26 protein-coding genes are annotated in these 26,315 nt (G+C 64.8%); 11 read left to right on the top strand and 15 right to left on the bottom strand.

Translation table 11 applies throughout. The features are described 5' to 3' along the window. Positions 1–197: 197 nt before the first annotated feature. Positions 198–1,031, bottom strand: coding sequence for a pantoate kinase (locus AC6I6L_RS16380; RefSeq protein ID WP_497918840.1), 834 nt, complete (start codon positions 1,029–1,031; stop codon positions 198–200). A 111-nt stretch (positions 1,032–1,142) separates the two neighbouring features. Between AC6I6L_RS16380 and AC6I6L_RS16375 the strand changes: the two genes are divergently transcribed. Then, positions 1,143–2,513 carry a WD40/YVTN/BNR-like repeat-containing protein gene (locus tag AC6I6L_RS16375; protein WP_497918839.1) on the top strand — a complete coding sequence of 457 codons (1,371 nt, stop codon included), beginning with the start codon at positions 1,143–1,145 and terminating at the stop codon, positions 2,511–2,513. 11 nt (positions 2,514–2,524) lie between these two features. Here AC6I6L_RS16375 and AC6I6L_RS16370 read toward each other — a convergent pair whose 3' ends face one another. Together AC6I6L_RS16370 and aspS are read right to left on the bottom strand one after the other, a co-directional pair. Next, positions 2,525–3,379 carry a hypothetical protein gene (locus AC6I6L_RS16370; protein ID WP_497918837.1) on the bottom strand — a complete coding sequence of 285 codons (855 nt, stop codon included), beginning with the start codon at positions 3,377–3,379 and terminating at the stop codon, positions 2,525–2,527. 208 nt (positions 3,380–3,587) lie between these two features. Further along, positions 3,588–4,892: an aspartate--tRNA(Asn) ligase gene (gene aspS / locus AC6I6L_RS16365; protein WP_497918835.1), complete on the bottom strand. Its 1,305-nt coding sequence runs from the start codon at positions 4,890–4,892 to the stop codon at positions 3,588–3,590. Between the two features lie 274 nt (positions 4,893–5,166). On the opposite strand from aspS, the gene AC6I6L_RS16360 reads away from it, so the two are divergent. Both AC6I6L_RS16360 and AC6I6L_RS16355 read left to right on the top strand, forming a co-directional pair. Further along, on the top strand, positions 5,167–6,255 hold the full coding sequence (locus AC6I6L_RS16360) for a molybdopterin-dependent oxidoreductase (protein WP_497918833.1): 1,089 nt from the start codon (positions 5,167–5,169) through the stop codon (positions 6,253–6,255). 163 nt (positions 6,256–6,418) lie between these two features. Then, complete coding sequence (locus AC6I6L_RS16355) at positions 6,419–7,225, top strand: SIR2 family NAD-dependent protein deacylase (RefSeq protein ID WP_497918832.1); 807 nt, start codon at positions 6,419–6,421, stop codon at positions 7,223–7,225. Between the two features lie 47 nt (positions 7,226–7,272). Here AC6I6L_RS16355 and AC6I6L_RS16350 read toward each other — a convergent pair whose 3' ends face one another. From AC6I6L_RS16350 to AC6I6L_RS16330, 5 genes are all read right to left on the bottom strand, one after another. Continuing rightward, complete coding sequence (locus tag AC6I6L_RS16350) at positions 7,273–7,944, bottom strand: helix-turn-helix domain-containing protein (protein WP_497918830.1); 672 nt, start codon at positions 7,942–7,944, stop codon at positions 7,273–7,275. Between the two features lie 112 nt (positions 7,945–8,056). Next, positions 8,057–8,758 (bottom strand): phosphoglycerol geranylgeranyltransferase, encoded by a 702-nt coding sequence (locus tag AC6I6L_RS16345; protein ID WP_497918829.1) that lies wholly within the window; start codon positions 8,756–8,758, stop codon positions 8,057–8,059. Positions 8,759–8,841: 83 nt separating this feature from the next. Continuing rightward, complete coding sequence (locus AC6I6L_RS16340) at positions 8,842–10,035, bottom strand: threonine synthase (RefSeq protein ID WP_497918827.1); 1,194 nt, start codon at positions 10,033–10,035, stop codon at positions 8,842–8,844. A gap of 150 nt (positions 10,036–10,185) precedes the next feature. After that, entirely contained in the window at positions 10,186–10,362 is a 177-nt protein-coding gene (locus AC6I6L_RS16335) for a 50S ribosomal protein L37e (protein WP_497918826.1), read from the bottom strand. Beyond that, entirely contained in the window at positions 10,359–10,586 is a 228-nt protein-coding gene (locus tag AC6I6L_RS16330) for an LSM domain-containing protein (protein WP_497918825.1), read from the bottom strand. The genes AC6I6L_RS16335 and AC6I6L_RS16330 overlap by 4 nt, the downstream gene beginning before the upstream one ends. 298 nt (positions 10,587–10,884) lie before the next feature. On the opposite strand from AC6I6L_RS16330, the gene AC6I6L_RS16325 reads away from it, so the two are divergent. Next, positions 10,885–11,184 carry a hypothetical protein gene (locus tag AC6I6L_RS16325; protein ID WP_497918824.1) on the top strand — a complete coding sequence of 100 codons (300 nt, stop codon included), beginning with the start codon at positions 10,885–10,887 and terminating at the stop codon, positions 11,182–11,184. A gap of 120 nt (positions 11,185–11,304) precedes the next feature. On the opposite strand, the gene AC6I6L_RS16320 is transcribed toward AC6I6L_RS16325, so the two are convergent. From AC6I6L_RS16320 to AC6I6L_RS16310, 3 genes are all read right to left on the bottom strand, one after another. Then, on the bottom strand, positions 11,305–11,796 hold the full coding sequence (locus AC6I6L_RS16320; protein WP_497918823.1) for a peroxiredoxin family protein: 492 nt from the start codon (positions 11,794–11,796) through the stop codon (positions 11,305–11,307). A 107-nt stretch (positions 11,797–11,903) separates the two neighbouring features. Beyond that, a complete protein-coding gene (locus AC6I6L_RS16315) occupies positions 11,904–12,668 on the bottom strand; it encodes a DUF547 domain-containing protein (RefSeq protein WP_497918822.1) in 765 nt (254 codons plus the stop codon). A 121-nt stretch (positions 12,669–12,789) separates the two neighbouring features. Then, positions 12,790–13,779 carry a prenyltransferase gene (locus AC6I6L_RS16310; protein WP_497918821.1) on the bottom strand — a complete coding sequence of 330 codons (990 nt, stop codon included), beginning with the start codon at positions 13,777–13,779 and terminating at the stop codon, positions 12,790–12,792. 251 nt (positions 13,780–14,030) lie between these two features. Here AC6I6L_RS16310 and AC6I6L_RS16305 point away from each other — a divergent pair, with 251 nt between their 5' ends. Beyond that, on the top strand, positions 14,031–14,987 hold the full coding sequence (locus tag AC6I6L_RS16305) for a zinc-dependent metalloprotease (RefSeq protein WP_497918820.1): 957 nt from the start codon (positions 14,031–14,033) through the stop codon (positions 14,985–14,987). A 36-nt stretch (positions 14,988–15,023) separates the two neighbouring features. Here the strand turns inward: AC6I6L_RS16305 and AC6I6L_RS16300 are convergent, their stop codons facing one another. From AC6I6L_RS16300 to AC6I6L_RS16290, 3 genes are all read right to left on the bottom strand, one after another. Beyond that, positions 15,024–15,233: a DUF8527 family protein gene (locus AC6I6L_RS16300; RefSeq protein WP_497918819.1), complete on the bottom strand. Its 210-nt coding sequence runs from the start codon at positions 15,231–15,233 to the stop codon at positions 15,024–15,026. Then, positions 15,230–15,688, bottom strand: coding sequence for a nuclear transport factor 2 family protein (locus AC6I6L_RS16295; protein ID WP_497918817.1), 459 nt, complete (start codon positions 15,686–15,688; stop codon positions 15,230–15,232). Before AC6I6L_RS16295 ends, AC6I6L_RS16300 begins: the two co-directional genes overlap by 4 nt. Before the next feature lie 116 nt (positions 15,689–15,804). After that, positions 15,805–16,356, bottom strand: a complete 552-nt coding sequence (locus AC6I6L_RS16290) for a hypothetical protein (protein ID WP_497918816.1) — start codon at positions 16,354–16,356, stop codon at positions 15,805–15,807. Positions 16,357–16,473: 117 nt separating this feature from the next. On the opposite strand from AC6I6L_RS16290, the gene AC6I6L_RS16285 reads away from it, so the two are divergent. The 3 genes from AC6I6L_RS16285 to AC6I6L_RS16275 all read left to right on the top strand — a co-directional run bounded on the left by AC6I6L_RS16285 (position 16,474) and on the right by AC6I6L_RS16275 (position 20,316). Further along, the gene (locus AC6I6L_RS16285) at positions 16,474–18,246 is read left to right on the top strand and encodes a PAS domain-containing protein (protein ID WP_497918815.1); all 1,773 of its coding nucleotides are present in this window, start codon (positions 16,474–16,476) and stop codon (positions 18,244–18,246) included. A gap of 292 nt (positions 18,247–18,538) precedes the next feature. Beyond that, entirely contained in the window at positions 18,539–19,930 is a 1,392-nt protein-coding gene (locus AC6I6L_RS16280) for an FAD-binding oxidoreductase (protein ID WP_497918814.1), read from the top strand. 143 nt (positions 19,931–20,073) lie between these two features. Next, a complete protein-coding gene (locus AC6I6L_RS16275; protein WP_497918813.1) occupies positions 20,074–20,316 on the top strand; it encodes a hypothetical protein in 243 nt (80 codons plus the stop codon). Between the two features lie 181 nt (positions 20,317–20,497). Here the strand turns inward: AC6I6L_RS16275 and AC6I6L_RS16270 are convergent, their stop codons facing one another. Continuing rightward, positions 20,498–21,037, bottom strand: a complete 540-nt coding sequence (locus AC6I6L_RS16270; RefSeq protein WP_497918812.1) for an SPW repeat protein — start codon at positions 21,035–21,037, stop codon at positions 20,498–20,500. Between the two features lie 165 nt (positions 21,038–21,202). On the opposite strand from AC6I6L_RS16270, the gene AC6I6L_RS16265 reads away from it, so the two are divergent. From AC6I6L_RS16265 to AC6I6L_RS16255, 3 genes are all read left to right on the top strand, one after another. Beyond that, positions 21,203–24,019: an AAA domain-containing protein gene (locus AC6I6L_RS16265; RefSeq protein WP_497918811.1), complete on the top strand. Its 2,817-nt coding sequence runs from the start codon at positions 21,203–21,205 to the stop codon at positions 24,017–24,019. A 137-nt stretch (positions 24,020–24,156) separates the two neighbouring features. Beyond that, the gene (locus tag AC6I6L_RS16260) at positions 24,157–25,011 is read left to right on the top strand and encodes a phosphatase PAP2 family protein (protein WP_497918810.1); all 855 of its coding nucleotides are present in this window, start codon (positions 24,157–24,159) and stop codon (positions 25,009–25,011) included. Positions 25,012–25,066: 55 nt separating this feature from the next. Next, a complete protein-coding gene (locus AC6I6L_RS16255; protein WP_497918809.1) occupies positions 25,067–26,299 on the top strand; it encodes a lactate racemase domain-containing protein in 1,233 nt (410 codons plus the stop codon). The last annotated feature ends 16 nt before the right edge of the window (positions 26,300–26,315 follow it).

The raw sequence follows: 26,315 nt of genomic DNA, 5'->3' as shown, positions 1-26,315 counted from the left end.
TACTGGCGGACGGAGATCGATGATGAGACTGTGCCCGACGTGTACGGCGCATTCTCACAGTATTGTGACAGCCAAATTCAGTGACAACTGAGCCGAGTTACGCACTGCGTATACGGCCGCTTGGCGAGCAGGGGTGCCGTAATTTTCAGTGGGTGCTATTCGTCTCACCGGGACATTTCCCCGTCGACACCGCGGTCCTACCGAAGCACCGCACCTGCCGGATGGGTCGCACAGACTCTCGGCTCGTAGCCGGCGTCCGACAGGCCCGTTCCGAGGGCGAACACCGTCTCACCGAGCATCGCCATCGAGGCCTGTCCGTCGACCGCCGACACGTCCGCGATCGTTCCGGCCACGTCCTCGGTCAGCAGCCCCGCTTCGCGTGCGAACGCCCGTGAGGCGTACATGAACGACAGGAGGGTCGGTTCGCCAACGACCCGCGAGAGGGCTTCTTTGCCGGCGGCCGTCAGCTGGTCGGTGTCCCCCGAGAGCACGTCCGCAGTCGACAACTGGCCGAACGTAACGTATTCGACGCGTGCACGCGACGGAATCGCGTCGAGTTTGTTGGTCTGCGGGCTGCCTGGTTCCAGTCGGATTGGGATGCCGCCGTGGGCCTGTGCGACCACGTCACCCAGCCCCGTGTCGGCCTGGACCTCCGCCCCGTGGGCGATCGTCACCAGTTCGTTTCGCGAGAGTTTGCGCTCGAACACCCGGTTCGCCGCGAGGGCCGTTCCGAGTGCAAGCGCCCCCGAGACGCCGAATCCGGCTCCGATCGGGAGGTCCGACTTGGCCTCGACGCGAGCCGGTGCCTCCAGCGTGTCGAGAACGGTCGCGACAGGGTCGACCTCGATCGGTTCGCCGTCGAGGACGATGGTCGACTCCGTCCCAGAAGCGGGTTCGACGGTTACCTCGACCCCGTCCGTCAGCGTCAGCCCTGCCCCACGGGAACCCGCTTTCGTCGGATCGTCGGCTGGATGAGCGCTAAAAAAGCCCGTAATGTGTCCCGGAACGAACGCCGTCGCCTCCTCGCGCATTAGCCTCGGTTTGCGTCTCGGCCGATATAACGATATAGATTCGCTCCGACGGTCATGCGCTGGCATACACAGGGTTACGGCTTTTGTCTGCCAGCGCCCGACTACTCGGGAATGGCATTCCGGACCGAAACCGACGGCTTCGGCTCGTTCTTCCGGCGGTACACCAAGACGTGGATGCACGCCGTCGCGACGGCCGGTCTCACCGCCTTCGGTACCCTGACGATCGTCCACCGCGGCTTCGTCGTGCTGGCGCTGGCCAGCTACCTCGTTCCCCCGGTCGTTCTCTACCTCTCGCGATCGCGCGGAACCGACGGCGCGGGCGCGGAGACCGGACGCGAATATCAGTCGCTGACCGACGCTGCACTGGCCGAACGCTCCGACGGAGGGTCGGATGAGGACGCGGGAAGCGAACGAGACGATGGCGATCCGAAACAGATGAGCGGCGAAAACACGCTGGAACGAGGAGTCGAGACCACCGGACGAGGGCCGGATGTCTGCAGCCGGGACCCCGATCCAGGGGACCGAGAAACCGACACATCGGACTCGAAAAGTGAGCCGATCGAGGCGCACTCCGAACCGGACGAGCGCACATCGGAACCCGACACGGCTCCCGAGTGGACGCCCGCTAACTGCCCCACGGACGCGAGTCTGACCGACGCTGCGATCGCAAACGAGTGCGCTGTCGCTGTCGGAGACGGTGGCGTCGTGATCGTGAGCACCGACGACGAGTGGACCGTTGCGCTCGAGGACGGTCCCGGAGTACAGGGACAGACGCTCCGTGCCGTCGACGTGACCGACGACGGCGCGATCGCCTGGGTCGCGGGCGACGGCGGCGCTGTTGGCCGAGTCAAAACCGAGACGGAGAAACACACGGATTACTCCGCACCGGACGATCGGACCGACAACCTGACCGGCCTCGCGGTCGCGGGCGCGAGCGGCGACGAAACGATCCTCCTGGCGAACGGCTCCGGCGAGGTGCTACGGGGGCAGTATCAGGACGGCGACCTCGCGTGGGCTGATCCGGTGAAACCGGGCAGCGGCTCCAGCCTATCGGGCGTACTCCTCGTCGATCCGGACCTCGGCTACTGCTGTGACACGAACGACGGCGTCTTCGAGACCACCGACGGCGGGGCGACGTTCGAGCCGATCGGGATCGACGGTGCGGACGGGACGCTCACCGATATTGCCGCCACCGAGGCGGGAGACTGTCACGCGAGTACGGACGCGGGCGTCGTCCACCGCTACGACGGGAACACGTGGACGCCCGAGAGAACCAGCGAGCACGCGCTGACGGCACTCGCCCGACACGACGATCGATTCGGCGCGACCGACGTCGACGGGACGATCTACGATCGCGCCGACCCGAGCGCCGACTGGGAGCGGATCACGACGGACGCAAGCGGGGCGCTACAGGGCGTTGCGATCGGTCCCGAGCGATCGGTCGCCGTCGGGGACGAGGGAACGATGGTCGAGCGGCGGTAAGCGATCGCCGGTTACCGGTACGATCCTCGTCCGGCCTCGAGTTCACCGTTCGCGGTGACCCAGTTCGCGTGCGGGCCGACGAGTTCGACGGCCAGATCGTCGCTGTACCAGTTTCCGTTCCAGCCGCCGACCCACCAGGAGTTCTCGCCGCCGTGGGAGACTCGAATCGTGGTCTCCGTGGTGGGGTCAGCGTCGTACTCGGCGTAAACGAGTCCCGCGTACTCGTAACAGCGTTCGGCCCCGTCGGTGCACGTCGTCTCGGTCACATCGAGACGTGGCTCGAGCAGGGGTTCGTTGCCGACGGGATCGCGGGTCTCGACGGCGTCGTCGCTCTCGATTCTGAGCAACAGCTCGTAGTGCTCGTGTTCGCGTGCGAACGTGTCTGGCTCGTCCGGATCGTACTCGTCCGCCGGGATCGGTTCGGTCCACCCGTAGTCGGTCCCGTCGTCGGCCTCGACGAACCGATAGTACTCGGGTTCGACGATCCACTCGTCGACGGTGATCTCGAGCATTGGTCCGCGTTCGGTCTCGACGATTCGCTGGGAGAACGCCTCGGGCTGGGAGTAGTAGTCGCCGTCATCGACTGCGCTCACGATCGTCACCTCGCCGTCGTGAGACGGTACGGGGACGAGGACCGTTGCGTTCGTCAGCGTGCCGTTCGTCGACATCCGAACGTCGTAGCTGTACTCGCTCGAATAACTGTCCTCGTAGAACAGCTCGCCGACCAGGAAGAGGCCGCCGACGAGGAGCGCGAGAGCGAGTACTACGCCTCCGATCGCGATTCCGATAGTGTGTCGCTGTTTCATGAGTGTGCTCTGGAGCGGTTTCTCGTCCGGATCGACGAACGGAAACGCGACTGTCGTCACCGATAACTCTCGCTGGATATGTATCCTCGGACGATCGTTCCCAGAATTAGAGACTCGATCGCAACCGAACGACGACTGGCAACGAGCCCTACGGGCTCAATCTCTGGCGATCACGCAAGACTCCCTTCGCTCACGGTTTGACCGTTCGCTTTTCGAGATCGTTCCACGATCTCGCCTCGCTCGTCTTGCTTGCTCTCAACGTCTTCGCCTACGGGCTCAGACGCTGGCGATCTCGCGGGAAGAGAACAGCCTCTCGGATGTTCTCCAGCCCGAGAATCGTCATGATCAGGCGCTCGCCACCGAGACCGAAGCCGGCGTGGGGCGGCATCCCGTACTTGAACATCTTCGTGTAGTACTCGAACTGGTCGGGGTCGAGACCCTGCTGTTCGAAGCCGTCGATGAGGTGGTCGTGGCGGTGTTCGCGCTGGCCGCCGGAGACCAGTTCCATGCGCGGGTGCATCATGTCGAACCCGGTCGAGAGTTGCTCGTCGTCGGCGTCGTCCATGATGTAGAACGGCTTGATTTCGCTCGGCCACTCGGTGATGAAGTAGTGGCCCCCGACGTCGTCGCCGAGTGCCTTCTCGGCTTCCGTCGAGAGGTCGTCGCCCCAGACGAGCTGTTCGTCGAGTTCGCCCGTCGCGTTGATCCGCTCGATCGCTTCTTCGTAGGTCAGCCGCGGGAAGTCGCCGTCTGGGACCTCGAACTCCTCTTCGAGGCCGAGGGCTTCGAGTTCGTCGCCGCAGTTCTCCGCGACGGCTTCGTAGGCCGCTTTGACGACGCCCTCCGCGACGTCCATCGCGTCGTGAGCGTCACAGAACGCTCCCTCGAAGTCGATCGAAGTCGCCTCGTTCAGGTGGCGGGGCGTGTTGTGTTCTTCGGCGCGGAAGATGGGACCGATCTCGAAGACGCGCTCGACATTCGAGCCGGCGATCAGTTGCTTGAACAGCTGTGGCGACTGGTTCATAAAGGCCTCCTGACCGAAGTAGGTGATCGGGAACAGTTCCGTCCCGCCCTCGGTGCCGGTCGCGACGATCTTCGGCGTGGTGATCTCCGTACAGCGGAACTCCCGGAACCGATCGCGGGCGGCGCGCAGAATCTCCGATCGGATCTCGAAGACGGCCTGAACCTCGTCCTTGCGCAGGTCGAGGGTGCGGTTGTCGAGTCGCGTCGAGAGTTCGGCGTCGACCTTTCCGGAGGGATCGAGCGGCAGTTCGGGATCCGCCGGGGCGACGACCTCGACGGATTCGGGCGTGACTTCGACGCCCGTCGGCGCGCGCGGTTCTTCCTCTACTGCGCCGGAGACTTTCACGACGCTCTCGCGGGCGGCGTCGAGGCCCGTCTCGACGAGGTCGTCGTCCATCTCGTCTTTCTCGAACTTGACCTGAATTTTGCCGGTGGTGTCTCGGAGAATGAGGAAGGCGATGCCGCCGAGGTCGCGAATCTCGTGGACCCAGCCGGCGACCGTTACCTCGTCGCCAGGCTCGGCGTCCGCAGTGTAGGTTCTATCCTGCATACCTCCCGATTCCCGTCGCCGGAACTTAAGCGCAATCGTTCGAGACGGTCAGCGCCGGGACGACACGGTCAGTCGAGGCGGGTACCGCAGACGGGGGAGGCGGGCAACGGAGACGGGGGAGGCGGGCACCGCAGACGGGAGAGGCGGGCAACACAGACAGGGGAGGCGAGCAACGCAACCGGCAGATTCGATCGCGGCAACCGGCGGATCCGATTGCGGACGGGTCGTACATTCTCGCCAACGCTTATCGGCCGTTCTCCCATAGACGAGTGCGATGCGGGTCCCCGATCGGGTTGGCGCGGCGATCGACCGACTGGAGCCACCGCCGCGGGTCGTCGACTGGTCGCTGCTGGGCGTCGTCCTCGCGGAGGTCGTAACGGGGCTGGTTTCCTTCACGATCGGAACGCCCGCCGGTTGGCCGGTGTTCTGGCTCCACCGATCGCTGGGACTGGCGATCGTCGTCTTGCTCGGCTGGAAACTCGCCCGCGTTCGCCACCGACTCGTTCAGCGACACCTGTGGCAGCGATCGACCGCGCTGTCCGTCCTGACGCTCGTGGCCGCGATCGGCGCGCTCTCGACGGGCATCGTCTGGGTGTTCGGCCTCGATATCCGACTCTCCTACTGGACGCTCCTCTCGGTCCACGTCGGCTTCGGGCTGGCGCTCGTCCCGCTGGTCGTCTTCCACGCGGCCACTCGATACCGTCCGCCGCGCCGGACCGACGTCGAGGGGCGGCGAACCGTCCTCCAGTACACCGCCCTCCTGGTGGCGGGTGCGGTCACGTATCGCCTGCAACAGGCGGTCAACGCCGTGCTCTCGACACCGGGTGCGGAACGCCGGTGGACCGGTTCACAGCCGCGGGAGGGCGACGGGAATCACGCGTTCCCGGTCACCTCGTGGGTGGCCGACGACCCGGACCCGATCGATCGGGAGACGTACGAACTCTCGGTTACTGGACTCGTCGCCGAGCCACAGGCCCTCCCCGGCAGCACCCTCGCCGCCGAGGACGATCTCACGGCGCTTCTCGACTGTACGAGCGGCTGGTACACGGTCCAGGACTGGCGCGGAATCCGCGTCGGGGGACTCCTGACGGCAGTCGGCGGCGTCGAGTCCGACGCAGCGTACGTTCGGTTCGTCTCCGTGACCGGCTACCGCTGGAGTCTCCCGATCGACGAGGCCAGAGACGCCCTCCTGGCGACCCACGTCGGCAGCGAGCGCCTCGCACACGGACACGGTGCCCCGGTGCGACTCGTCGCCCCCGGCCGACGCGGTTTCCAGTGGGTGAAGTGGGTGACGCGCGTCGAGGTCCGCGACTCGCGCGATCCCGCACAGTGGCTCGTCACGCTCATCAGCGGGTTCGACTGATACGGTTTGTTGTGATTCTTTACCGGTGATCGCCACACCGGTCGGGCGATCATCGGTAAAACGTCACAAGGAACCGTATGAGAGGGAGTGGGGTCTCCGTTTACCGCCGAGCGCCCCGCCGAACACCACCGCGAACTTTCGTGTTCCAGTCCGATCGATCGGTATGGACTCCCTCGACTCCCTCGCATCCCAGCTACGGACCGCGGAGACGGCAGCCGTTCTCACCGGTGCCGGCATCTCCGCGCCGTCCGGCGTGCCGACCTTTCGCGGCGACAGCGGCGTCTGGGAGCACTTCGACGAAGGGCAGTTCACCTACGGGCGATTTCAGTCCGATCCGGCGGGCTTCTGGACCGATCGGCTCGAACTCCAGCGCGCGATGTTCGACGAGGCGTACGACCCCAACGCGGGTCACGAGGCGCTGGCGGCGCTCGGCCGAAACGGGTACCTCGACGCGATACTCACGCAGAACACGGACGGATTGCACGGGGTCGCTGCTGAATCGGCTCGCGGCCGCGGTGCTGACGGAGCGGACTCGGAGACCGTCGACGGCGACCGACCGACGCTTCTCGAACTTCACGGCAACGCCCGGCGCGTTCGCTGTACGGACTGCGGACGGCGGACGGACGCCGACCCCGTCTTCGATCGCGTCGCGGACGGCGAATCACCGCCGGTCTGTGACTGTGGTGGGATCTACAGACCTGACGTGGTTCTCTTCGGTGAGCAACTCCCCGGTGCGGTCATCCAGCGCGCGCGATCGATCGCCAGCGAAAGCGACGTGTTTCTCGCGATCGGCTCCTCGCTGGTCGTCGAACCCGCCGCTTCGCTCCCTCGACTGGCCGCCTCGATGGGCGCGACCGTGGCGGTCGTCAATCTCGAATCGACGCCGCGTGACGACGTTGCCGACGTGGTCTGTCGGGGCGACGTCACCGACGTACTGCCGCGACTCCGCGCGATCGTCGACGGACAGTAACACCGTTCCGGAGACGGTATCGATCCGGAGTGAAATCGGCGCAGCCGTCACGGGTCGCCCGAGGCGACGTACCGTTCGATCAGGCGAGCCTGGCCGCGCCGCAGTCGCTCGCTGACGGCCTGGTCGGAGATCCCGAGTCCGTTGGCGATAGTCGACAGGGTCGTCTGCCGGGGTATTTCGAAAAAGCCGGTTTCGTAGGCGGTTCGGAGCGCCTCCCGCTGGGACTCGGTGACGGTTTCTCGGCCGTCCCCGCCGGCTCGATCGGATCGCGGTCCGTCAGCGAGGCGCCGGAGCTCGAACCGCACGCCCTCGCCCAGGAGAAAATCGTGGTAGCGGGTGAACGATTCCCGGTCGGGAAAGCGCATCTCGAATTCCCAACGGCCGGCGCGAGCGCGGCCGGACAGCAGTTGGCCGCCGACGGTGACCCACTGACGATAGGCGTCGACGACGCCAGCCCCGGCGCTACTGCGGCGGATCTCGTACAATAGCTCCCGCGAATCGTCGTCGATTCGCTCGAACGTTGCGACCGTTTCGTCACGATCGAGCGCCTCCTCGAGCCGAACCGGATCGTCACACCGAATCCAGCAGACGGCGATAGGTTGGGTCGGATCGAGCGCGTACTGGCTTTCGAGCGTTACCGCGAGTGGCGGCAGGCCCGATAGCGTGGGCGCGAGAAAGAGGTTGGGTGCCGTCGCCTCGAACTCTGCGCGGAGACTCATGGCCAGTCCTGCACGATGGAGGGTGAAAACCGTTTAGGCCGTTGATACTTTTTCGCGATCGACGATCGCGTTGAACCAACGCTCGGTGTACGTCGCGGCGGCGAACCAGCGCTCAGGCGTCGTTTGCGGCCTCGACCGTTTGTCGGACGGCGTCGACGCCCTCGTCGTGGGCAAGGTCGCCGACGACGATCACGTCGGCGTACTGGGCCATCGCGTACGCCGAGTCGTAGTCGTGGATGCCGCCGCCGTAGAACAGGGTCGACTCGTCGACGGCCTCCCCCGCGGCCGCGACGACGTCCTCGTCGCCGAGCATCCCCGAGTACTCGACGTAGACGATTTTCTGGCCGAACATCCGTTCGGCGACCGTCGCGTAGGCCGCGACGTCGTCCGCGCCGAGGTCGCAGTTGGCTTCCGTCAGTTCCGCTACGTCGGCCTCGGGATTCATCACGATGTAGGCTTCGAGCGTCGTGCGGTCCCAGTCCAGATCGTCGTCGATGCGGACCCACTCCTTGTGGGCTTCGGTGATCCAGAACGGGGAGCCAGCGTTGAACACCGTCGGGACGAGATACCCCTCGAGTGCATCGTTTTCGACGACGACGCTCGGATTCGAGGGTTCCTGGTACAGCGGCACGTTGTGTGCCGCACAGGCCTCGATGACGTCGGTCATGTTCTCTTCGGTCATCCCCATCGTCCCGCCGACCTCGATCGCGTCGGTGCCCGTCGCACAGAGATCGCCGTAGGTGATCCCGTCGGGTAACTCCTTGTCGGGATCGAGTTTGAGGATGTGGTTCCACTCCTCCCAGGGCGCGGTCATACCCCCCGTTTCCCGGTAACGATGAAAAACGCTACGAAACGACTCCCCGTCGGGAACGCGGCTCGAAGCGGTCGTTGCCGGCCCTATATGCCCTGACTCATCAGATGACTTCGCAACACGTCCGCCGCCTTGTTCCCCGTCGCGGTGTTGATGATGACGACCGTTTCCTCACCCTCGAAGAGGCCGCGCTCAGCGAGTTCCCAGACACCGCTGGCCGCGGCGGCGCTGCTCGGAGCCATCTCGAGGCCCTCGTGCTGGGCGACCTGCACCGCGGCTTCGAGGATGTCGGGATCGTCGGTCGCCACGGCCCCGCCGTCGCTCGCGCGAATCGCCTCGAGCATCCACGCGCCCTGCTCGGGATCGGGGATTTCGATGCCGCCGCAGATCGTATCCGGCGTCTCGACGGGGTCGTGTTCGTCCCGATCGGCCTCGTAAGCCTCGACGATCGGCGCACAGCCGGACGCCTGCGTTGCGTATAGCGCGGGGAGTCCGTCGGTCAGGCCGAGGTCGCGGAATTCGCGGGCGGCCTTGTACAGACCGAGTAACCCGGTGCCGTCGCCCGTGGGGTGACAGATCGCGTCCGGGACCTCCCAGTCGAGTTGCTCGACCAGTTCGTAGTAGACCGTCTTCAGCCCTTCGTGGCGGTAGGGCGTGGTGAACGGCTGAAGGGAGTACCAGTCGTCGTGTTCGTCGAGTCCCTCCTCGGCGGCCGCCGCGGCGTCGTCGAACCGACCACCGACGACGCTCATATCACCGCCGTGGACGTTGACCATCGCTTTCGTCGAGAAGCCCGATCGCGACGGGAGATAGACGTGCGAATCGAGTCCTGCACGGCCGGCGTAGGCAGCGGCCGACTGCCCGGCGTCACCCGTCGAGGCGAGTGCGATGTCGCTCGCACCGTGGTGGCTCGCCGCGGTTACGGCGAGACTCTGGCCACGGTCCGCGATCGTCCCCGTCGGATTTCGTCCCTCGTCTTTGATAACGACCCGTTCGACGCCGAGTTCTGCGGCCAGTTGCGGACAGTCGACCAGCGCCGTCGCTCCCTCGTCGGTCGTCACCGCCGACTCGCGCGCAAACGGGAGCAACTCCACGTAGCGCCACTGCGAGTCGAACGGGCGCGCGGCGAGCGTCTCTCGATCGAGATCGATCGCGTCGTAGTCGTAGCTCGGATCGAGGGGTCCCTCACAGTCCGGACACCGGTGTGTCGCGTCGGCAGCGTCGAATACCCGTCCGCAGTCACGACACGCGAGGCCGGTGAAGGCGGCTGTCGTCTCCATACGCGAGTGTTCGCCCCGCGGGACTAATGGCTGTCCATCGTCGGTTCGGCGCGCGGACTACCGGCTGTCTATCGTCGGTTTGTCCTCGGAGCGGTGTCGCCAGTCACACCGCCCGGATACCGGAGTAATGAGAGAAGATGCAGTCGTCGATCAGTTGTCGCCGGTTTTCGACTGCCAGGCGTACTCGCGACGTTTGGCGGATTTACCGAAGCCACACGAGGAGCAAACCTTCTTTTTGGTATGGTACGATTTCTCTCCGCAGCGGCGACATTTGGTGTGGGTCGTTTTGTTCTTCTTTCCTTGGCTTGGGGTTCCTGCGCCAGTCATGGAGTGATCGAAACGACGTTATCGCCGCGTATAATCGTTGTGTCTTCAGCCGGCGTCGAATCCGCTCCGCCGCCTGTGACCGGAATCGTCACGTCTTCCAGTACGAGGTTCATGTGCTGATCGTAGCCGGCGAGATCGCCGACGTACTCGTCACCACTCTTGAGTCGTACCGTAACGCGGTCTCCCAGCGACGCCTCGAGGACGTCCAGCGGTCGTCCACTCATACGAAAGAGCGCAGGTGACGGACACTTAATCGTACCGGTCCGCTGGTCGATCAGGCTCAGGTTTCCGGGGGTACCGACCTCTCGGCTCGCCCGAGTTCCGGGTGTAACGTCCCATCGATCGAACCCGGCTCGAGCGCGATCGGTGCGATTCGGCCGGCGCTCGATCCCGACTCGATCGCTGTCGCCACTCGGCCGCGTCGTCCGTCCTCGATCGACGGGAGCGAGCGACGCAATGGCAGCACTTGCAGCAGAGTAGAGGTAACCAAACGGCTAAGTAGACACTCGTTGATTCTCAGCTATGGGCGACAGAAAATTCACCCTTATTGAGTTGCATCTCGACGGCGACACACAGTTCGGTCCCAGCACGATCAGCGACACGCTCCCCATCGGCGGCAGCGAGGAGGTACCCGATGCCGAGACGGAAACGGACGATGACGCCGCCGCGGCCGCGGACGAAGACTCCGGTGGGAAGGGCGCGATCGGCGCGATCGTCGGCCTCGTCGCGCTGGTTGCGATCGCCGCTGCGGTCAAAAAGTACACCGGCGGCGACGACGAGACAGCCGAACACGAAGAAGAGCCGAACGTCATCGTTAACTGAGTTTCGGCAACGGATCCGACAGTTTTTCGGTGACGGTTCTAAGGGATAGACGCTGGCTCGAGGGACGGACGCTGGCTCGAGGGACGGACGAACCGTAAGCTGATGCGACGGCTGTCCGAACTACGTGCTGATTTTTCGAACCTCCGCGAGCAGGTCGTCGACCGACGGTCGATCAGCCGGCATCTTCCCTTCGTAAGTGTACACTGGCATTGGAACGCCGTTTCGGGTATCGAGAACCATCGCCACGGGCATCCGTCCGACCAGGTCGTGCAGCGAGCCGAGAACCCCGAACCGAACGGGTTGGTCGTACTCGTCGCTGACCGCCGTCGAGGGGTCAGCGAGCAGCGGGAACGCGTCGACGTCGGTCCATTTTTCCGCACGATCGGTCGGTTCGGGCAGGATCGACACCACGATCGCGTTCGCGTCACGGAACTCGTCGTACCGATCGGCGATCGTAGAGACCTGTTTTCGGCAGTTCCCGCAGTGGTAGTCCCGCTGAAAGAGGAGGACAATCGCGTCGACATCGTCGTCTTCGGCGGCCCCAGACAGCGAGAACGGATTCGGGCCGGCACCGACGTTTTCGAGTTCGAAGTCCGGAACTGACTGACTCATACGCACCTGTGCGGGTTCGCCACAAATAGACGTGGTGCAGTCCTTCGAGGGCGATGCCCAACCGCGAAACCAGAGGGTGACAACCATCCAACAGTCAGCGGACCGGCTCAGCGACCGAACTGTCGCGGCGCTCTCGTCCAGTCGTAGCCCGCAAATCGCAGCGACGGGTTCGCATCCGGTGGGACCTTCTCGAACTCGCGAACCAGCGCTCTGAGTCCCGATCGCCCGCCGAAGTCCCCGACGAACCAGAGACAGACGCGTGGCAGGATCACGCGGTCACGCTCGGCGTCGTACTCGACCGTCTGATCCAGATACGTTCGCGTCGCCTCGTCGAGGGTCTCGTCGATCGTTTCGGGTTCGTACGCGAGGATAGCCGGACAGCTCGCAGCGCCGCAGTTGAGCGCGAAGTGAATCCGCGGGTCGAGATCGAGCCGGTAGACCCGATCGAGTCCCGTCCGCTCGACCCGAGGGAGATAGCCCAGCCCGTACTTCGATCGACCGCCGCGGACGATCCCGTGTTCGATGTCGTCGAGACTGAGGTCGACGCCCGCGGCCGTCACGGCGTCGGCGCGAAAGAATCGGAGCCTGGACTCGAACAGCTCGGGGCGGCGATCGAGCAAGAGCTGTGCGGCGGCGTTGTAGAGGTTCAGCCAGAACGCAAGCCCGGCCTGTCGATCGGTCCGAATCCGACCGAGATCGTCAGAACTCGCGGCGGCGATCGCGGCCAGCCACGGTTCGGTCGGCTCCTCGTGGCGAACGCTTTCTAACAGCCTTCGGGCAGCGGTCGTTGGAGATGGTTCAGCCGTCGACGGTCCAACGTCGTCGGTCCCCTCGTGCTCCCGTGCCGACTCACCCTCTCGCGAATCGCTCATACTCGAGTACGTACCCCCGATCGCAAAACTGTTGTGCGGCGGTGTTCGGCGGGTGCAGAACCGTGGTCCGTCGAATTCTGGGACTGCGGAACCGTCCTGGGACACTCTGTCGGGTTCCCGACTACCCGGTGAGACCGACCGCCCACCACGCGATCGTCGACGCGATTGCCAGAACGACCATCGCCAGCACGGCGGGAAACGGAGAGCGCTGGCGGGTTACTACGACACCGCCCCACAGGAGAAACGGGAGCGCGGCGGCGTGTGCGAGGACGACCGCGGTCGGAAAGACGCCCAGTATCCAGAGACCAACCACCGTAACGGCGGCAACTGCGGCGAGCACGAAAAAACCGCGTCTGACGTCCGCGGGCGACCACCGAACGGCGAGCGTTCGCTTTCCAACCTGCGCGTCGGCCTTCCGGTCCGGCCAGTGGGTCGCAAACAGGTTACAGCCGACCAGGAGCGTAAACGGAACGACGGCGACGGCCGCAGTGGGGGTCGGTGTGGCGACGACGGCGACGCCGTACAGCGGTAGCAAGAACCCGCCGAGAACCGCATTTACCGCTTCACCGAGACCGCGCCGGACGAACGCGATCGGGGGCAGGGAGTACGCTAGCCCGAGTCCGAAAATCACCAGAAGAAAGAGGATTGCGTCGATCGGAAGGCTGGCCCTCCCGACGATCGGTAGCAAGACGATCGACGCCACGAGGGACGCTCCGATCGCCGCCGACCGGAGAAACGGGTCCGGCAGCCCGGTCATTTCGAGCGCACCACTGCCGCCAGAAAACGGCGTCCTGGTCGTCAATCGATCGGTTTCCGCGTCGGCGTACTCGTTGGCGTAATGGATCGCGACGGTAACGGGAACCAGCGCGATCGCTCCGACCAGTACCGGCTGGCCGAACGACGGGCTGAGGACCGCCGAGGGCGTCGAAACCGGCGAGTCGCCCGCGATCAGCGGTGGGCCGACGATCGCCATGCCGACGCCGAGTGCGTAGACCAACAGGATGAGGGCGATCTGACTCGGACGGGCGGCCAGCCAGAGCGCCCAGGCTCTCGGTAGTCGATCGGTGAGCGACGAGTGCCACGCGGCGAGGGTCGAATCCGACGGGCGCACGAGCGGACGATGGGACTGCTGGCCGGTAAGCGTTGGCGGTCGCGAGCTGTGGGCTAGTAGCCACCGAAAATCAATGCACACCTGATCGCACGAAGCTGTGCAATCAGTGTGTAAATCGTTGCAGTTGCTACTATAGTTCGCCGTCGTGTCGGCGCTGTCGAAAGTCAGCGATCGATCGAGGCGGCTGGTCCTGTCAGCACGCGACGAGACCGAGCCGAACCCTTTTGCGTTCGCTTCTCCTACCCGTATTCGTGAACCTGTATCGCAGCGCCCGAGCCGTTGCCGGGGCGTCCGGTGACGATGCGATCGACTGGCAGTCGGCCGCGGATGCGGCCAAGGCGGCGACGGACCCCGGCTCGCTGGATCTCGACCCCGGCGAGCGGGCGGCTTACGCTCGCGACGTCCGCGAGGCGCGCACCGCCGTTCGATCGATCGCTAACGTCGAATTCGACGTACCCAACACCGTCGAGATCCAGAACCGCCACCACTGGATCGACGCCAACATCGCGACCTTCGAGCGCGTGATGGGGACGCTGGAAACGGGAACAGACCCGTTCCCCGGCGTCGCCCGGACGATCAACACCGGAACCATGACCGTCCTGCTTTCGTTTCTCGGACGGAACGTCCTCGGGCAGTACGACCCACTCCTGCTCGCGGATACCCCGACGGACGAGCATGCACTCTATTTCGTCCGGCCGAACATTCTGCGGGTCTCGGAGATGCTCGACGTCGACTACGATCGATTCCGGCGGTGGATCGCCTTCCACGAGGTGACCCACGCCGCCGAGTTTGGGGCCGCGCCGTGGCTCTCGACGCACCTCGAAAACCGGATGCAAGACGGCATTTCGGCGCTGGGCGAGGGCTCGTTCGACAGGGATGCGTTCCGGGACCTCGACGCGGCGATGACCGTCGTCGAGGGGTACGCGGAACTGCTGATGGACCACGCATTCGACGACGAGTACGAGGATCTGCGCCGCAAACTCGACGCCCGCCGACAGGGTCGTGGTCCCCTGCAGAAGCTGTTCCGTCGACTGCTCGGTCTCGGCCTCAAACAGCGCCAGTACGAACGCGGCAAGACGTTTTTCGAGCACGTGGTCGCCGTCCGCGATCTGGAGACGGCCAGTCGGGTCTGGGATCATCCCGAGAACCTGCCGACCCACGAGGAACTCGACACGCCGGGACGCTGGATACAGCGTATCGAACGCTGAGCGATCGGTCTATCTCGCGGCTCTCGAGGCGTTCTGTTAGGAGAGGATCCAGAGAAGATACCACAGCAACGCGCCCCCGGCGAGCAATCCGCCGGCCGCCGCAACCGCGACGAGGGGAAGCGAACCCCCGCCCTGAACGGCGATCATGGTCCCCGAGAACCCGACGAGCAACACGAATCCGATCGCAAGCCGGGTCGATCCCGAAGTCAGTTCCTCGGGCCGCGACGGACCGGAACCGCGCCTCATAGCTCGTGGGGTGCGCTGACGTGCATCGTCACGAACACCCAGGGTGGTCGATCGGTCGCCGTTCTGTCGCTGTTCGACGGTTCAGCCGACGCCGACGGTTCAGCCGACGCCGACGGTTCAGCCGACGCTCGTCGGCGGAGCGTACCGCTCCAGCGCGTCTCGAATCGGTGTCTCTCACCGGAGTCGACCGCCGTCCATGCCATCGTCACCTCGTCGGCAAACGTCGCGTACTCGCCGCACTCTGAGACTGCGAGGTGGTGACTTTCCACGGCCCAATCAGTAGTCGTCTCCGTCTGCTCGGCCAGGGCCGCCGTGATGTCGTCGTAGCCGTACAGCGCCTCGCTGATACCGAATTTGACCGTCGACTCTCGATCGTCGAAAAACGGAGAGAGAGGGTCGCCCCGGCGGAGCGCCTCGTAGTAGTCACGGACGACGGTCGTGGCAGTATCGCTCATTCGTATCGTGAGGTGTCGGCGTCCGATTCCATAGGCACACCGGACGCGAGCGCAGGTCTTTTCTGAGTGTCCCGCTGAACCAGGCCGGTTTCGCTGGAGTGAGCCGACTCGCTGGCTCACATGAAGCCGCGATCGACTTCGTCGGTTTCGATCAGGTCCTCGAGTTCCGCGTCCAGCAACTCGTCGGCCTCCTCGAACCGATCGGACAGGTCGTCGAGTTCGTCCGGGCGATCGTACTGGTCGTACTCCATGGGACCGAACGCCGGACTCTCGAGGGCATCCATCACGTCGTCGAAGAGATCCTGTGGCCGGGTCGGTGCGTCGGCGTGGGTCCGGAGAACGGTTTCGAGACGCTTGGAGACGGTTTCTGCGTGGTCCTCGTCCTCGGGTGGCGACTGGACGGCGAACCGTCCGCCGGAGTCCTCCTGGGGCAGAAACGAGCCGATTTCGTCGTCGAGATTCCGAGCGACGTGGCTGCCGACCCCGCGGACCTCGAACGGGTTTTTCGCGTAGGTCTTGAGAAAGAACACGCCAGCCTGAGGGTGTGCGAGGTACATGTCTTCGCCGACGCCGCCGGCGCGATCGCCGGCGACGGCCCGCCAGTCGTCGGGGTCGCTGTCCCGCGTCGTGACGTCTTCGAGGATATCTTTCCACTCGCGAATCCGCATAGGCACTCTTTGTCGTGCGGGTAGAATGAACGTATCGATCGCTCCCGTGTACAGAAATCTTTCAATGAAAATCAATCGACACCTACATACCCAGTTAGAACGAATACTATTCAATCAGTGGCTCACCAAGACACGGCACGTCACCCAGAGCCAGTCGTTATCGTACAGCCGGATGGAACGATCGACTATGTGAATAACGCTGGTCGCCTCCTACTCACCCCTCCGCCATCCGACGCCGTCATCGGGGAATCGATCCTCGAGTGCGTCGACCCGTCGGATCAGCGATTACTGCTCGAGCAGTTCGTGCGAGTAGCCCGTGGAGACGTATCGTCGATCGGTCTCACGCTCACCCTCCGCCCTGCCAACGGCGACTCTCTCGAATTCGTCGTATTAAATACGGCTGTCGAGTGGGACGGAGAGGGCTGTATCGAAATGTTGTTTTTCAATACGAACGGAACGTTGCCGACCGGGCTCCCCGCACGAACGATGGACGAGTCGCCGGTTGGTGTTTCTATCGCGGACGCCAGGCACACGGACGAACCGCTCATCTACGTCAACGACGAATTTTGTGCGTTGACCGGCTATTCCCGCGAAGAGATACTCGGACGAAACTGCAGATTCCTCCAGGGCGAAGCGACCGATGAGGACACGGTCGAAGCGATCCGCAACGCGATCGAGTCTCAGGAGGCGATCACCACCGAACTCCAGAACTATCGAAAGGACGGCTCGATGTTCTGGAACCGGCTCTCTATCACTCCCGTCGAGAACGAAGCCGGCACCGTCACGCACTTTCTCGGCTTTCAGGAGGACGTCTCCGATCGGAAACTCTACGAACAGGAAAAGCGCCTCTTCGAGCAGCAGGCTGAAGCGACTGACCAGTCAATCTTCATCACCGACCCCGAGGGGACGATCGAATACGTCAATCCGGCGTTCGAGCGAACGACGGGCTACAGCGCCGCGGAAGCGATCGGGAACACTCCCCGGATTCTGAAATCCGGACACCAGAAGGACTCATTTTACGAGGAGTTGTGGCAGACGATCACCGTTGGAGAGGTGTGGGAAGGGGAGCTAACGAACAAACGAAAGTCCGGCGAGTTGTACCGGACCACACAGAAGATCGTCCCGGTGACGAATTCCAAGGGAGACTGCACCCATTTCGTGGCCATCGAAGAGGACATTACGGACGCACAGTTCATCGAACAGGTGTTGCAGGTAATGGATCGCGTGCTTCGGCACAACGTTCGAAATTCGGTGACGGCGATCGACGGCTTCGCTACGCTGCTCGAAGACGATCTGGACTCTGACGAGCACCGGTCTGCCGTACGGGCAATTCGAGAGCACGCCGAGAAACTCGGCAAACTCAGCGAAGAAACCCGAACGATCCGCGAACTGTTCCACCGACGGAACGCACAACACTCCCTGTCGGTCGAGACGATCGACGGATTCGTCGAAACGCGACGGGAGATGCATCCAAACGCGACGATCGAACTCTCGATGGGCCTCGAAGCGAGCGCGGTCGTTCAAAACGGCAGTCTCCTCCAGTTGGCGATCGACGAGGCGCTTGAAAACGCAATCGTCCACACCGATCGCGGGGAACCACACGTTACGGTGAGCGTCGAACAGACCGAGGACGCGGGGGAACTCCGCATTCAGATTGCTGATACCGGGCCGGGAATCCCGGACGACGAGTGGGACGCGATCATGGCCGGCAAAGAGACGGCCCTTACACACGGGACGGGAATCGGTCTCTGGCTCATCTACTGGACAGTGACGGCGCTCGGGGGAACGATGGACCGCACCGAGAACGATCCCCGTGGGACGATCCTCACGTTTCGCGTCCCACTCGCCGCGGGCGAACGGGTCGACAAGTGGAATCCTCCCAGTGAGTGAGGAGTGCTGGCGCCGTCAAAACCCCGTCTCGAGGCCGACTGTTCGGTGAAGCAACTGTGACGAGGGATGTGCGTTGCGAGGCGAACGCGCCGTCAGATTCGAGTGGTGCTCACGGCGGGTTGGGTGTCCTACAGGGCGCGTATTCAGCAGATCCTCCGTCGATCCGAACGACCCCTCCTCGCCGTGTCCCGTAGCGTGCCCGAGCATCGATTGCAAGATCGGCATCGGCTGCCGGGTCACCACTGGATGCCTATCTACTGCTCCTGCTCGTAGGTCGCCGGGGGACGTGACTATGGCGATCAACGCTCCGATCGACGATCCCGAACACGAACTGCTCGCTCGAGAAATCCACGGGACGGCGCTCCGGCCCGGAGACGATGGCTACGACGAGGCCCGATCGATCTGGAACGCGATGATCGATCGGGAACCGGCCATCATCGTCCGCGCCGCCGGTGCGGCCGACGTGATGACCGCGGTGGCGTTTGCCCGCGATCGCGACCTCCCACTCTCGATCAAAGGCGGCGGCCACAACGTCGCCGGGAACGCACTCTGTGAGGACGGTCTCACGATCGACCTGTCGGCGCTGACGTCGGTGCGGGTCGATCCCACAGCGCGAAGCGCCCGCGTCGAGCCCGGTGCGACCATGGCCGACCTCGACCACGAGACGCAGGCGTTCGGCCTCGCGACCCCCGGCGGCGTCATCTCGACGACTGGCGTCGCCGGGGTCACGCTCGGGGGCGGAATCGGCTGGCTCAGTCGGAAATACGGTCTCTCGATCGACAACCTTCGGTCGGTCGACGTCGTCACCGCGGGCGGGGAACTCGTAACTGCGAGCGAAGACGAGAACCCGGACCTCTTCTGGGCGATTCGCGGCGGGAGCGGCAACGTCGGAATCGTCACCTCGTTCGAGTTCGACCTCCACGAGGTCAGCGAGGTACTCTTCGGACCGATCGTCTACCCGTACGAGAACGCAGCCGACGTGCTCGCCCGCTACGAGGCGTTCACGCGAGGCGCGCCCCGAGAGTGTGCGGTCTGGGCGAACAGCGTCGCAGCGCCGCCGCTCCCGTTCATTCCCGAAGACGTACACGGCACCACGGTTCTCGTCCTGCTGGGGTTCTACGCCGGCGATCTCGACGAGGGTGACGCGGTGCTCGAACCGCTCTTCGAGTTCGACGACCCCGTCGCCGCCGCCGTCGAACCGATGCCGTACACGGCGGCCCAGCGCCTCATGGACGAGCTGTACGCCGAGGGTGCCCGAAACTACTGGAAAGCGCACAATTTCACGGCCCTCGGGGAAGAGACGATCGAGACCATCGTCGAGTACGCCGAACGGGCCCCGACCCCGCAATCCGAAGTCCTCGTCCACCAGGTCGGCGGAGCCGTCAACGACGTGGCGTCGGACGCGACCGCCTACCCGCATCGAGACACGGCGTTCATCGTCACCGTCGCCGCCCGCTGGGAGGAACCGAGGACTGACGACGAGTGCATCGCGTGGGTACGAGCGTGTCACGACGCGCTCGCTGAAGGCGCGACGGGCGGAACGTACGTCAACTTCGAGGGCGACCGCGACGGCCGCGAACGGAACGCGTACGGCGAGAACTACGACCGACTCATCGAGGCGAAAACCGAGTACGACCCGGAGAACCGCTTTCGATCGACGCAGAACATCGCGCCGACAGAGTAGACGAAGAGTCGTTCAGACGACCACCGTCTCTCGAATACCGCTTTTGCCGGCAACTACGTCGTTCGCCATGGTCGAGTCCGTCGCCCCCGTCGAATCAAAAGGAATACGTCGTCTCCCTCGATATCGTACGGAACTACCCGACCATGCGTTCCGCCCGCATCGCGACGATCGTCTCGCTGTTTCGGTCCGATCCGGTGACGAGTACGCTCCTCCTGTGTAGCCCGCTTGCGCTCGCCGCCGGCCAACTTCTCAACAGCTATCTCAACGGCGTTTCGCCGGTCGTCTCGATCGGGTTCGCGATCGTCATGGGCGCGTTCGCCGTCGTCGCAACGACCCACCGCGCCGCCGAACTCCGCCGGCAGGAACTCGAATCGAAGTTTTCGTAGGTTCGACGGACAGTTCCTCCCGGGCTCGTCGCTATAGTAACAACTGAAACGATTGACACACCGATCGCGGAGCCATCTTGCGATCGGGTGTGCATTGACTTTCAGTGGCTACTATATTCGGCCGCGACGCGATCGTCGATCGGTTCGGAGCGCAGTGACGGCAGTCAGACCGATCGCGCGATCAGGGCGTCCTCGCGTCGCGTTCGGTCGCGATCGCTCGCGCTTCCCGCGCGTCGTAGGCCGTGTAGCCGGCCAGACCGGCGACGAGCAGGCCGGAGACGAGCGTGCTCCAGAACGGGCCGACGGTCATCCCGAGCGCCGCAGGGGAGATAATCAGCCAGATTCCGAGCAGCGCGACGAGGGCGGCGACTCCGACGCTGAGAGGCATGTCGTTCGCGAGTCGGTAGGCGTTGTAGCCGGCGGCGAGGAAGACGAATCCGCCGACGAGGACGTTGTTCCATCGCGTCGCCTGCGCGACGTCGTAGAAAATGACCGACAGGGCGACCCAGGCACCGATGACCGCGACGACGAGGCTCACGATCGATGCGTTTCGCCGCCGTGACTCGTTCGCGATCTGGGTCGAGTCGTCGCGGTGATCGCGTCCTGAATCGTCGCGATCGCCGACGCCGGTGCCGGAGTCGACGTCCGTTCCGGTTTTCGCCGGTCGATCGTCGGTCTCGGTGGGCGATTTCGATCGGTGGTTGTCGTTCGGGTCACTCATGTATCGGATGAATCCGCAGCCGACCCAAAAGCCGTGTCGACCGTTCCAGCCGACCCGTCGCTGCCGACACGGGTAATTCGATATTACCTCGATTCGCGATCGAACGGGACCGTTCGACGGACGCGACCGATAGCGTTTTTGACCGCTCGCCCGTGACGGACAGGCGTGCACGTACGCGGAACCGTCGCGGGGGAGGTCGAGATCAGATCGGTATCGACGCGGTACGGCGAGAGCGACCTTGCCGAGGTCCCGCTGGTCGAAGCCGAAGACGCCACGGTGGCCGATCGATCGGCTCCGGGTGAGACGCCCGAGGACGGACACGACCCGACGACGGTCACGCTCTGGAACAAGTGGACCGAATCGGCCGAGCTACTCGAACCGGGGATGGAACTGCTGGTTACTGAGGCGAAAGAAGAGGAGTATCAGGGCGAAACTCAGTACGCGACGACCGGCGACTCCTACGTCGTCGTCGAGCCGAGTTTTCTCGTCAACGTGACGGCGATCCGCAACTGGGTGGAGTGTCCGCGACTCTACTACCTGAACAAGCTCTCGGGCGTTCCGCTGAACTATCCCGTCGTCAAGGGGACGATCGTCCACGAGGTATTCGGCGACCTCCTCAGAGGCCGGGAACTCGAGGAGGCGATCGACGCCCGGGTCGAGGAACACGGACTCGATCTCGGGTTGCTGGGTGAGTCCCCCGACGCTGTCGCCGAGGAAGTTCGCGAAAACGCCGCCGCGATCGAGGGCTGGCTCGAGCAGGGACGGCTCACGGAAGCAGACAGTTGGCGCTCCGAACAACTCCTCATCAGCGAGCGCTTTGGCATCCGCGGGCGGGCCGACGCCGTCCGGCGCGGGTCGCCGGTCGAACTCAAGACGGGCAAGAACCTGAAGAAAGAGCCGCGATTCAAGGACAAGGTGCAGGCCGCCTGTTACGCCCTCCTGCTCGAAGAACACGGTGGCGACGTCGACATCGGGACGCTGCTCTATACGAAGAACTCGGCGCTCGATCGCAACGAGGAGACCGGCGATCTCACCCCCGCAAAGGAGTTTTCGATGGGCGACGGCCTCCTGAAGTTCGTGGTCCGCCTGCGCAACGAACTCGCCGCGATGGAGATGTCGGGCGATATTCCGACCGGCTACGAGGGGTCGGCAAAGTGCGAGTACTGTTTCGAGCAGGACACCTGCATGGTCGTCTCGGGGCGTCTCGATCAGGAGTCCAAAGCCGGACAGATCGGAACGCCGCTCCCCGAGGACGAACGCGACTACTTCGATCGAGTCTACCGGGCGATCGAAGAGGAGCGACGCGAGGTCCACCGCGAGTACGCCAAACTCTGGGAGCAGGATGCTCAGGAACGAGCCGACGACGATCGGGCGCTGATCGACCTCGAGTTCGTCGAGAAGCGCCCGCTCGACGGCGGCCGCTGGGAGCTGCGAGCGCGACGAACGGGGAGTTCGAACTCGAAGCTCCGGGAGGGCGATCTGGTGCTCGCGAGCGACGGCCACCCGATCCGCGGCCAGTCCGAACTCGCACGGATCGAGCGACTGGGAAGCGCGGAGCCACGTCGAGGGAACTTGGAACGTTCCCGACCATTGGAAGACGAAGTCTTCCAAGACTCCGCGGATAGTCGAGCTGGGGAGCAGCGAGACGACGAGGTCGTGATCACCGCCGACGAACCCGTCGAAGTCACGCGTCTCGACGTTTACCCCTCCGAACTGACGACCGATCGACTGCTCGTGGCGATGCACGACGCACTCTTGAAAGGGAGCGAGCGACGGAAGGACATCCTGTTTGGCCGCGCTGATCCCGCGTTCGAATCCGTCGACGAGACGTTCATCGACAACAACGCCCGCCAGAACGAGGCCGTCACGAAGGCCGTCGGCGCGAGCGACTGCGCGCTGATTCACGGCCCGCCCGGCACCGGAAAGACCTACACGATCGCCCGCGCCATCCGCGCGATGGTCGAACGCGGCGATCGCGTCCTCCTGTCGGCGTTTACGAACCGGGCGGTCGACAACGCGCTGGAGGCCCTGCTCGATCAGCTCGAAGGGGTGATCGATCGTGACAGGATCGTCCGCGTCGGCTCCGAGAGCGGGATCCGCGAGGATATGCAGCCCTACCGCCTCGATCGGGGTGGCGATCCCGACGAGTGCGTCGCGAAACTCCAGAACGCGCAGGTGGTCGCGGCGACGACCGCGACCTGTGGCTCGCGGGTGATGAAAGAGCAGGCCTTCGACGTCGCGCTGATCGACGAGGCCGCCCAGTTGACCGAACCCGGCACCTGCGCGGCGATCAACCTCGCCGAGCGATTCGTCCTCGTCGGGGACCACGAGCAACTACCGCCGGTCGTGCGGGCTGAAAACGACCTCACGGAATCGCTGTTCGAGCGACTCGTCGATCTGCATCCCGACGCGGGGGTCATGCTCGATCGGCAGTACCGGATGAACCAGCGCATCCAGGCGTTCGCCTCCAGGGAGTTCTACGAGGGCGAACTCCGTCCGGCAGAGCCCGGGGTGGCGGGACGAACGCTCGACGACCTCGACGGCGTCTCCCGTGACGCCCTCCCCGAGTCCCTGCAGGACCCCGTCTCGTTCCTCGCGGTCGAGGGAACGACCAGTCAGTACACCGATAGCGAGGAAGCGGCCCGCATCGCCGCCCTGATCGAGACCTACGAAGCGGCCGGCGTCGATCGATCGGAGATCGGCGTCATCGCCCCGTTTCGGGCGCAGGTGTCCGAAATTTCGAGTCACGTTCCCGCGGACGTTACTGTCGACACGGTCGATCGATTCCAGGGGTCGAGTCAGGAGGTGATTGTCGTCTCCTTTACCGCGACTGGAACGCTCGAGGGACCAATTTTCGAGGACTACCGACGGATCAACGTCGCGCTGACCCGGCCGAAACGGGCGCTGGTGCTGGTCGGGGACCCCGCGGCGCTGGCGTCGGATCCTGTTTACGATCGAATGCTCGAGTGGGCCGGACGGTAACTCCGTGATACGACGATCCGTCCGGTAATCCCGTCGCAAACTATCCGGCCGGTAATCCCGTCGCACAACTGTCCGTCCGAGAGGACTATCAGGACGATCGATATGTTTTCCTGTCGCCCGGGAGACCGCTCTCGTAGATGCGACTCGAATCCGAGAGCGTCCCGATCAGGGACGCGTTTCCCGACGCGTACGTCGATCTGGCGGTTCTCGTGACGGAGTTCGGCGGGCCGACGGCCCTGATGGTCGTCCTCGCGGTACTGTACTGGCTGACGCGGCGGCGGGAAACGGCGCTCGTGATCAGTTACGCCGTCGCCGGCGTCGGGTTCATCCTCCTCCTGAAGATCGCGATCGGACTGCCGCGACCGCCCGAAGAGCTCTTTTTGATTCCCAACGACGACGATCCGTACGGCTTCCCCAGCGGTCACGCCTTCGCCGCGACCCTCGTCTACGGCGGCCTATTGCTGGTTTTCGACCGGTATCGTGAACCGCTGTCGATCGCCGCGACGGTCGGCGCGATCGCACTCGTCTCGCTCTCGCGGGTCGTCCTCGGGGTTCATTACCTGGGCGACGTGATCGCCGGCGCGATCGTCGGAGTCGCCTTTCTGGTCGCCGTTCACGCCCTCGTCGCCGGCGATCCTCGCCGCGGGTTCGCGATCGGCGGCCTGCTCGCGGTGCCGGCCGTTCTCGTCACCGGGGCCGAATCCGACGCCCTGATCGCGCTCGGCGGGAGCATCGGCGGCCTCGCGGCGTCGACTCAGATCGAATCGCTCCCCGAACTCCGGTCGCGACTGGACGGCGCGATCGTCACCGCCGTCGGGCTGGCTGCGATCGCGGGCGGCGTCGTCCTCGAAGCCCTCACCGCCGCGATCGGCCCGACCGTCGTCGCGACGATCGCGCTGATCGCCGTCAACGCCGGCCTGTTCGCGGCGATCTTGCTCGCACCCGGCGCGGTGGGCCGGGTTTCGATCGGCTCGACGTCGTCTTCGCGGTGAGTGTCGATCGCAGACCGGGGATGGACCTTTGTCCGATCGCCCCAGAGTCGTAGTCATGGAGCTTCCGCTGGGGGACGCCACGATCGAGCCCCGACTGAACGGCTGCGATGTGACGATCGCGGACCCACCGGGTGGAACGTCGGTCGACGTGCGCGCCGCGGCCGAACGCGCTCTCGACGACCCTCTCGGCCACTCGCTCGGTTCGCGCGTCGACCCCGACGACGAGGTCGCGATCGTCGTCACCGATGTGACCCGCCGCGTACCAGACGACGTTCTGCTCTCGGCGGTGCTCGATCGGTTGACGGCGCTCGGCGTCGATCGCGAGCGGGTGACGGTCGTGATCGGGCTGGGACTCCACCGGCCGATGACCGACGAGGAAATCGAGGGAATGCTCGGGCCACACGCCGATCTGGCGGTGAACCACGATCCCGAGTCCGTCGTCGAGGTCGGGACCGTCGGACCGGATATCCCCGTCGAGATCGGCACGCCGGTCGCGAACGCCGACACGATTCTCTCGACGGGGGTCGTCGAACCCCACCAGTACGCCGGTTTCAGCGGCGGTGCGAAGACTATCGTCATCGGGGCCGGCGGCGAGGCGCTGATCCGGTACACCCACGGCCCCGAAATGCTGGCCCGCGAGGGCGTTCGACTCGGCCGAGTCGACGGGAACCCGTTTCGCGAGACGCTCGACGCGGCGGGCGATCTCGTCGGAATCGATTTTTCGCTCAACCTCACTCACGGTCCGACGGGCGTGCTCGGCGTCCGCGCCGGAGACGGACGGAAGGTCGTCTCCGAACTCGCGTCGATCGCCAGAGAGGCGCTCTCGGTGTCGATCGATCGGGAGTTCGACGTCGTGGTCTGTGGCGTCGGCGCGCCGAAGGACGCGACCCTCTACCAGGCGACCAGAGCCGCGACGTACGTCGCGCTCGGGGATCGGAACCCGCTCCGTGACGGTGGCAGACTCGTCGTCCCCGCGGCGCTTCCCGAGGGGGCCGGCGACGGAACCGGCGAACGGCGGTTCCACCGCCAACTGCGGGAGGCCGAGGACGCCGGCTCACTGTACAACGCCATGCGAGAGGGGTACGAACCCGGTGCGCAACGGGCGTTCGTCGTCGCTCGCGTGCTCCGAGAGTACGACCTGTGGATCACGAACAGCGACGCGCCAGCGATCGTCGAGGAGTGCCTGCTGCACGCCGCGGACGATGTCTCGGACGCGATCGAACCCGGCAGCGAGGTGCTGGTCGTTCCGGACGGGTTGAACACGTTGCTCGTCGACGATAGGGGGTAACAACGCAACTTTTAGT

This window comes from Halosolutus sp. DAT137 (genome assembly GCF_059736405.1).
Note: the sequence above shows the minus strand (reverse complement) of the source record. Positions and strands in the feature narration are given on the sequence as shown.

What these genes read in the sequence shown, in the direction of transcription:
- AC6I6L_RS16380 (WP_497918840.1), bottom strand. Translation starts at nt 1,031, where the DNA reads ATGCGCGAGGAGGCGACGGCGTTCGTTCCGGGACACATTACGGGCTTT.
- AC6I6L_RS16375 (WP_497918839.1), top strand. Translation starts at nt 1,143, where the DNA reads ATGGCATTCCGGACCGAAACCGACGGCTTCGGCTCGTTCTTCCGGCGG.
- aspS (WP_497918835.1), bottom strand. Translation starts at nt 4,892, where the DNA reads ATGCAGGATAGAACCTACACTGCGGACGCCGAGCCTGGCGACGAGGTA.
- AC6I6L_RS16360 (WP_497918833.1), top strand. Translation starts at nt 5,167, where the DNA reads ATGCGGGTCCCCGATCGGGTTGGCGCGGCGATCGACCGACTGGAGCCA.
- AC6I6L_RS16355 (WP_497918832.1), top strand. Translation starts at nt 6,419, where the DNA reads ATGGACTCCCTCGACTCCCTCGCATCCCAGCTACGGACCGCGGAGACG.
- AC6I6L_RS16350 (WP_497918830.1), bottom strand. Translation starts at nt 7,944, where the DNA reads ATGAGTCTCCGCGCAGAGTTCGAGGCGACGGCACCCAACCTCTTTCTC.
- AC6I6L_RS16345 (WP_497918829.1), bottom strand. Translation starts at nt 8,758, where the DNA reads ATGACCGCGCCCTGGGAGGAGTGGAACCACATCCTCAAACTCGATCCC.
- AC6I6L_RS16340 (WP_497918827.1), bottom strand. Translation starts at nt 10,035, where the DNA reads ATGGAGACGACAGCCGCCTTCACCGGCCTCGCGTGTCGTGACTGCGGA.
- AC6I6L_RS16335 (WP_497918826.1), bottom strand. Translation starts at nt 10,362, where the DNA reads ATGACTGGCGCAGGAACCCCAAGCCAAGGAAAGAAGAACAAAACGACC.
- AC6I6L_RS16330 (WP_497918825.1), bottom strand. Translation starts at nt 10,586, where the DNA reads ATGAGTGGACGACCGCTGGACGTCCTCGAGGCGTCGCTGGGAGACCGC.
- AC6I6L_RS16325 (WP_497918824.1), top strand. Translation starts at nt 10,885, where the DNA reads ATGGGCGACAGAAAATTCACCCTTATTGAGTTGCATCTCGACGGCGAC.
- AC6I6L_RS16320 (WP_497918823.1), bottom strand. Translation starts at nt 11,796, where the DNA reads ATGAGTCAGTCAGTTCCGGACTTCGAACTCGAAAACGTCGGTGCCGGC.
- AC6I6L_RS16315 (WP_497918822.1), bottom strand. Translation starts at nt 12,668, where the DNA reads ATGAGCGATTCGCGAGAGGGTGAGTCGGCACGGGAGCACGAGGGGACC.
- AC6I6L_RS16300 (WP_497918819.1), bottom strand. Translation starts at nt 15,233, where the DNA reads ATGAGGCGCGGTTCCGGTCCGTCGCGGCCCGAGGAACTGACTTCGGGA.
- AC6I6L_RS16295 (WP_497918817.1), bottom strand. Translation starts at nt 15,688, where the DNA reads ATGAGCGATACTGCCACGACCGTCGTCCGTGACTACTACGAGGCGCTC.
- AC6I6L_RS16290 (WP_497918816.1), bottom strand. Translation starts at nt 16,356, where the DNA reads ATGCGGATTCGCGAGTGGAAAGATATCCTCGAAGACGTCACGACGCGG.
- AC6I6L_RS16280 (WP_497918814.1), top strand. Translation starts at nt 18,539, where the DNA reads ATGGCGATCAACGCTCCGATCGACGATCCCGAACACGAACTGCTCGCT.
- AC6I6L_RS16275 (WP_497918813.1), top strand. Translation starts at nt 20,074, where the DNA reads ATGCGTTCCGCCCGCATCGCGACGATCGTCTCGCTGTTTCGGTCCGAT.
- AC6I6L_RS16270 (WP_497918812.1), bottom strand. Translation starts at nt 21,037, where the DNA reads ATGAGTGACCCGAACGACAACCACCGATCGAAATCGCCCACCGAGACC.
- AC6I6L_RS16260 (WP_497918810.1), top strand. Translation starts at nt 24,157, where the DNA reads ATGCGACTCGAATCCGAGAGCGTCCCGATCAGGGACGCGTTTCCCGAC.
- AC6I6L_RS16255 (WP_497918809.1), top strand. Translation starts at nt 25,067, where the DNA reads ATGGAGCTTCCGCTGGGGGACGCCACGATCGAGCCCCGACTGAACGGC.